Below are 5,134 nucleotides of genomic sequence, written 5' to 3'. Positions count from 1 at the left end.
TGGTGCCGCTATTGAGGCTAACGGGTGCTCCGCGGAAACAATCAGTGACTGGTAGAACTGGCTGATAGGCATAAATTCCAGATTTTCTGGCAGGCTCTTTCTGTAAAAGAGAATACCTATATCGGCTTTTTTCTCGCTAACCCAACGGGCAATATCATCCTGCGAGCCATTGATAATGGTGAGCTTTAACAGCGGATACTGCGCGGCAATTTGCAAGAAAAAGTTCTCAAATGACAAAATAGGTACCGCTTCGTCCATGGCCACGGTGAGTGAAATCTCTTCACCGGTCGAGACGGTCATCGCCCGCGATTGCATACGCTGACACTGCGCCAGCACCGCTTGCGCCTCGGTATACATCTCTTTGCCTTCAGGCGTTAGCACCGGCAAGCGAGCGCTACGGTCAAACAGTTCGAATCCGAGGTCGGCTTCCAAATTGGTGATCGCCGTGCTCACCCGGGACTGGGCCTTGCCTATTTGTCTTGCCGCCGCAGAGAACGACCCCTGATTGACTGCCATAACAAAGGCTTCTAACTGATCAAGCGTCCAATTCATTTCACCTCCTCATCTTTACCCCTCCCAATGTATCCGAAAATCGGATGGATACCAACTTTCATCAATCTGTATTTCACGCATAATTCCCCCTAGACATCAAAAAGTGAATAATGACTATGCAAGAGAAAGTAACCACCGATAATTCAGTAAATCGCACGTTTTGGCGCTATGCGATCCCGTCAGTTGTTGCCATGTTGGTCAACGGCCTCTATCAGGTCATCGACGGCATTTTTGTGGGTCACTATATTGGCTTTGAGGGCCTGGCCGGGATCAATATGGCGTGGCCTATTATTGGTGTGATTGTCGGTCTTGGTCTATTGGTAGGAATGGGCTCTGGCAGCCTGATCTCTATCTACCGCGGCGAAGGGGCTACAGACAAAGCGCGCAGGACATTGACAACAGGCCTAGGCCTCATTCTTATTGCCGGTGTGCTAATGATGGCGTTGGTCTCGGCATTCGGGCCAGCGATGCTTATCGCCCAGGGAGCCGTGGGAGCAACTCTGGAACTTGGCATTGAATATATCGATATCTTCTCGTGGGGAGCGATATTTACGATTGCAGCTGGCGCAATGCCAATGCTGATCCGCAATGATGATAGCCCGAACTTTTCGACCATTTTGATGGTCATCGGCGCCCTGATTAATATTGCGCTCGATTACCTATTCATAGGCCGATTTGGCTGGGGACTGGAAGGCGCAGCAATCGCTACCATTTTCTCGCAAGTTACCGTATTTGTTGTCGCTATTGGCTACTATTTTTCGCCATTTTCCCAGCTAAGGCTGAGCTTGGGAAAGCTACGATTCAGCCCGAGACTGGCTGCTAAATCCATCGGATTAGGCACCTCAAGCCTGTTCATGTATGCCTATTTCAGCTTCGTTATTGCTCTGCATAACCGGCTATTCATGGAGTATGGCAGCTCGGTACACGTTGGTGCGTTTGCTATCGTCGGCTACCTGATGACCATGTATTACCTGTTAGCCGAAGGGGTTGCCGGTGGTATGCAGCCTCCGGTGAGCTATTACTTTGGCTCAGGGCAAATGAGTAAGATAAAAGCAACGCTTACCCTGGCCATCAAAGTAGTACTGCTCACCGGTATTAGCGCCGTGATACTACTAAACCTGTTTCCCGAGGCCATGATCGGCCTGTTTACCAGTGACGATCCGCTACTGGTCAGTGAAACGACAAACGGCCTGCGGCTACACCTGTTCTCGATGTTTCTGGATGGCTTTATTGCCCTGTCATCTGTGTATTTCATGGCAGTCAATCAAGGCGGAAAGGCACTGGCGATTTCCGCTGGCAACATGCTCATTCAGTTGCCATTCCTGTATCTGTTGCCACAGTGGCTGGGTGTCGACGGGGTATGGCTTTCCGTCCCAGTATCGAATGTCGTCCTGTTTGCGATAGTTGCACCTATGGTGTGGCAGGATATTCGGGGAAAAGCCAAGGCGACATCAAACCTCAAGCTGGCTGAATGTCACTAAAGCCAATATCTCTGAATTTACATATCATTCGAAAAATACTCGAAGACACAGAACAAAAAAGGGAGCCGCGAAAAAGGGCTCCCTTCTTGTTTCACTGCGACGTTAATTCACCCCACCTGGTGACAGTGTCACTCTGGGTGATGTCAGAAAAAAGCGCGAAGTGTAATGGAACCGAACGGAATGTCACGTATAGTGTCGCTAGCGTTTCGATATCGACTCTTAGGGTTGCCAAACTATGCCTGCTAAACCAATCAACCAGTATGATGCCTCGCCTGATAACGTGCATAAAACTTTCTTCGACTCGATCGTTGTCGGCAGTGGTCCCGGCGGCGCGACAATTGCGAGGGAACTGGCCACTCAAGGGCAACAGGTATTGATTCTTGAATGGGGCAACAACGCGCCATTGACCGGCTCTTTTATGCAAATGGCAGGAATAGCAGCGATCCCCGGCAAAAGTGCCTACATTACCCCAGATCTATCATTATTAATTCGCGGGATCACTGCGGGGGGCAGTTCGGCGATTAACTACGCAACCGCCATGGCTCCACCAGCAGAAATGTTCCTACGCTACGGTATCGACTTATCCGCTGAGATCGCAGAGGTGGAACATACTCTGCCTATCTCCCCCCTCCCCGACGCTCTTATCGGCCCGATGGCTCACCGAATCAAACAAGGAGCCCAACAGCTCGGACTCAACTGGCAGAAACTAGATAAGTTCATTGATATTGATAAATGCCGATCTGCCTGTCACCTGTGTTCGTACGGCTGCCCGCATGATGCCAAGTGGAATGCCCGCCTGTTTTTGGACGATGCCACCGAGCAAGGTGCCCAGTTGATCACCGGTGCTAAAGTTATCCGAGTGCTCACTGAAAACAACCGTGCTGTCGGCGTCCAGTTCAAACATAGAGGCCAAGTTCGGTCGGTACGGGGCAACAACATTGTTCTGGCAGCAGGCGGCATCGGTTCGGCGCAAATTTTACAGGCAACCGGTATTACAAATGCCGGACAAGCCTTCTTTATCGACCCGGTTATCGCTGTGATGGGAAAGGTGCAGAAAAGCTATCCCGATGGCGAAATCCCAATGGCAGCCGGGCTGCACTTACCCGATGACGGCATAATGCTGTCCGATCTCAGCCTTCCCAAGCCTTTCTTCCATTTGTTTACCGCGCAGGTAGGTAAGTTCAACCATATGCTCTCTGCCAACAACACCTTATCGCTCATGGTAAAAGTAAAAGATGAACTGAGTGGAAAAATAGGTTCAAGCTGGGTGAACAAGCGCCTTCAGTCAAGTGACAAAGAACGATTGGAATCAGGTGCCATCATTGCTGAAGGTATCTTACGCGAGGCAGGTGCCGAACAGACTTACCGCACCCACCATTTTGCGGCCCACCAGGGCGGTAGCGCGAGAATCGGTGACATTGTCGATAGCAACCTGCAAACAGATATCCAGGGCCTGTATGTCTGTGATGCCTCTGTGATCCCCGAATCATGGGGGCTCCCGCCAACTTATACCTTAATTTGTCTGGCGAAAAGGCTCGCCAAACATATAAATTAAGCTAAGCCGTCTAAGCTCAACCGTAGAAGCCACGTTGGTAGGCCGTCACCTACAATTCTTACCTATACTTTCCTCAATAACTCGACCGCAACTGTTGGCTCTAACTCGGCGTAGTGGTGGTCGGGAGTAAGCCACATATTAAGCAAAAAAGCCTATCGCAAAACCATATTTTTGGAGAAAGAATATGAAAACGAATAGTAGGCATGGCTGGCTACTGGTGGCGGCCATCTTTTCCTGTCCGACTTTACTTAGCCAGAGCGTTCATGCCGCAACCCAAGAAACTGACCCAGGCAGACTAGGCAAAGTAGACTTCCCAACCTCATGCAATGAAGAAAACCAACCAGTGCTGGATCAGGGCCTGGCCTTGCTCCACCACATGACTTACGTCAAAGCCCGATCAACCTTTGAAGCTGTCATTGAAAAAGATCCTGACTGTGCGATGGCCTACTGGGGAGTCGCGATGTCTATCGTCCACCCGCTGTGGTCAGATCCTCCTAACGAAGAAAACTTCGCCAAAGGCCTGGAGATGGTGGAAAAAGCCAAAGTCAAAGGGACAAAAACCCGGCGAGAGGTTGCCTATATCCAAGCCATTAATAGCTACTACGCCCAAGGGCGAAAAGAAAAAGAAACGGATAACCTGATAGCCTTCGAGCAAGGCTGGGCTAAGGTACATGACGCGTTTCCTTCTGATCCAGAAGCAACAGCCTTCTATGCGTTATCACTACTGGGTACCGCATCACCAGCCGATAAGAGCTACGTAAAACAGAAAAAAGCAGGAGAAACCGCAGCGACTATATTGGCCAAAAATCCGAAACACCCCGGTGCTCATCACTATATTATCCATGCCTATGACTACCCGGAACTGGCCGAGAAAGCCTTAGATGTGGCACGAAGCTACGGAGAAATAGCGCCGTCGATCCCCCATGCGCTCCATATGCCTACCCATATCTTTACCCGGTTGGGCCTATGGGACGAATCCATTACTATGAACATCCGCTCTGCAGCAGCGGCCAAACTGCACCCGGCAGGAGACAAGCTCTCTCTGCACTACCTTCATGCACTGGACTACGTGGCCTATTCCTACCTTCAGAAAGCACAAGACAAAAAAGCACTGGCCGTGGTTGAAGAAACACTGGCTATTAGCGACCCGATCCAGCCACACGCCGCCTCCGCCTATACATTGGCTGCGGTTCCAGCACGTTATGCCCTAGAACGGCAACAGTGGGAAGAAGCGGCCAAGCTCAAGCCAAGGCAACCTGCCAGCTACCCATGGGATAACTTCCCGGCCATGGAAGCAGTGACGCACTTTGCAATAGCACTCGGTGCCGCTCAAACCGGTGATGTACCGAAGGCTGAAAAAGCGATTGCCAGACTGGGAGAGTTAAAAACACAAACGGAAAAAAGTTCTGCCTACTGGGCTAAACAAGTCGAGATCCAACGTTTGTCTGCTTTGGCCTGGCTGCAATATTATCAGGGGCAGCAAAACCAAGCCCTACTGACGATGCAGAGTGCCGCCGACCTGGAGGCCACCACGGAAAAACACCCT

4 protein-coding genes are annotated in these 5,134 nt (G+C 50.7%); 3 read left to right on the top strand and 1 reads right to left on the bottom strand.

Annotated elements, in window-relative coordinates:
• Positions 1-552, bottom strand: a 552-nt coding sequence (locus MHN01_RS16200; protein WP_239412290.1) for a LysR family transcriptional regulator, incomplete at its 3' end; no start/stop codon positions are given.
• Between the two features lie 116 nt (positions 553-668).
• Between MHN01_RS16200 and MHN01_RS16195 the strand changes: the two genes are divergently transcribed.
• The 3 genes from MHN01_RS16195 to MHN01_RS16185 form a co-directional block, all read left to right on the top strand.
• Complete coding sequence (locus MHN01_RS16195) at positions 669-2,033, top strand: MATE family efflux transporter (protein WP_239412289.1); 1,365 nt, start codon at positions 669-671, stop codon at positions 2,031-2,033.
• Between the two features lie 235 nt (positions 2,034-2,268).
• Positions 2,269-3,588, top strand: coding sequence for an FAD-dependent oxidoreductase (locus tag MHN01_RS16190; protein WP_239412288.1), 1,320 nt, complete (start codon positions 2,269-2,271; stop codon positions 3,586-3,588).
• A 184-nt stretch (positions 3,589-3,772) separates the two neighbouring features.
• Positions 3,773-5,134: lipopolysaccharide assembly protein LapB (locus MHN01_RS16185; protein WP_239412287.1), on the top strand; the 1,362-nt coding region annotated here is incomplete at its 3' end.

The sequence above is a fragment of the Photobacterium sp. OFAV2-7 genome (genome assembly GCF_022347985.1).
Taxonomy (GTDB): domain Bacteria; phylum Pseudomonadota; class Gammaproteobacteria; order Enterobacterales; family Vibrionaceae; genus Photobacterium.
This window is presented reverse-complemented; position numbering and strand designations above follow the sequence as displayed.

What these genes read in the sequence shown, in the direction of transcription:
- MHN01_RS16195 (WP_239412289.1), top strand. Translation starts at nt 669, where the DNA reads ATGCAAGAGAAAGTAACCACCGATAATTCAGTAAATCGCACGTTTTGG.
- MHN01_RS16190 (WP_239412288.1), top strand. Translation starts at nt 2,269, where the DNA reads ATGCCTGCTAAACCAATCAACCAGTATGATGCCTCGCCTGATAACGTG.